At 36.5% G+C, this 1533-nt stretch carries 1 protein-coding gene; it reads left to right on the plus strand.

The annotated features are described in order from the left end of the window. Nucleotides 1–56 precede the first annotated feature (56 nt). Nucleotides 57–1397 carry an IS30 family transposase gene (locus tag HMPREF0373_RS04700; RefSeq protein ID WP_021738473.1) on the plus strand — a complete coding sequence of 447 codons (1341 nt, stop codon included), beginning with the start codon at nucleotides 57–59 and terminating at the stop codon, nucleotides 1395–1397. The last annotated feature ends 136 nt before the right edge of the window (nucleotides 1398–1533 follow it).

Consider the following 1533-nt stretch of genomic DNA (forward strand, 5'->3'; position numbering starts at 1 on the left):
TTTTTGTACAATGTCAAGGCAGTTGATTGCCTGCCTGTGCAGAAAGTGAGGTTATTATGAATGAGAACCGACCAAAAGGCAATCAGAAGCATATAGATCTATCAGGAAGAATTCGTATAGAACAAGGTCTAAATAATGGCGAATCATTTAGAACTATTGCTAGAAATTTAAACAAGGATCCTAGCACTATATCTAAAGAGGTAAGAGGTCATTCTGTTATTAAAGAACGTAAGCCTGATGCCTTTGCACCTATACCCTGCGCTAATAATTACGATGCCTCTAAACCGAAAGCCAATGTATGCAAGATACTTCATGGATGCGGAGATAATGAGTGCACTCATAAATGTGTTAACTGCAGAAAGGCAAGATGCAGTGAAATTTGTAATCACTATAAGCCGAGACAGTGTGAAAAACTTGCTAAGCCTCCATATGCATGTAACGGCTGTCCAAAGAAAACGAACTGCATGATGGATAGAAAAATATATTCATCCAAGTACGCTCAGGATACCTATGAGACACTGAGAACGACAAGCAGAGAAGGTATTAATCAAACGCCTGAAAGCATTCAGAAATTAAATGACCTGCTGTCTCCGCTCATTAAAAAGGGACAATCAATAGCTCATATCTATGCTTCTCATGCAGAGGAAATTGCTTGTTCAAGAAGAACTATTTACTCCTATATTGATAGTGGTGTTTTCGAAGTCAGAAATATGGATTTACGTCGTAAGGTCGTATACAAACCAAGGAAGAAAAAAACTGCCACCAGTACAAAAGATCGTGCATTTAGAAAAGATAGAGGCTACAAAGAGTTTCAAGAATATATAAATAAAAATAAACCTACATACATCGTAGAAATGGATACAGTGGAGGGTGTTAAAGGCACAAAACCATGTTTTTTGACGATGCTTTTTAGAAACTGTAAGTTAATGCTTATGTTCCTTTTGAAAGAGCAAACTCAGGATGAGGTCAATAAAGTTTTTGACTATTTAACTGAAGTCCTTGGCATTGAATTATTTCAAAAACTATTTGAGGTAATAATCACAGATAATGGACATGAATTCCAGGATAGATGGAATTTAGAGTGTGATGATAACGGTGAAATGAGAACGCGAATTTATTATTGTGATCCTAATTGTTCTGACCAAAAGGGTGCGCTTGAAAAAAATCACGAATACATAAGATATGTTCTTCCTAAAGGAACAAGTTTTGAGAACATAACAGAAGAAACAACACTGTTATTGCTTAATCATATCAATAGTGAAAAACGAGACAGCCTCAATGGACATAGTCCATATGAGGTGTCTCGAATCTTGCTGGATAATAGACTTCATGAAGCTCTTGGATTAATTGAAATCCCGGCAGATGAAGTAACACTAATCCCAGCATTAGTAAAATAAAAATAGTGTAAGCACAGGCAAGTTTCACTGCATAGAATTTAGTCTTTCCAACAGACATGTGGAATTTAGTCTCGCACACTATTTCCAGATGTCTCTTTCTCATGCAGAAAAACGTACAATCTGTACCGTATGAAGA

This window comes from Eubacterium ramulus ATCC 29099, from assembly GCF_000469345.1.
GTDB classification, from domain to species: Bacteria; Bacillota; Clostridia; order Lachnospirales; family Lachnospiraceae; genus Eubacterium_I; species Eubacterium_I ramulus.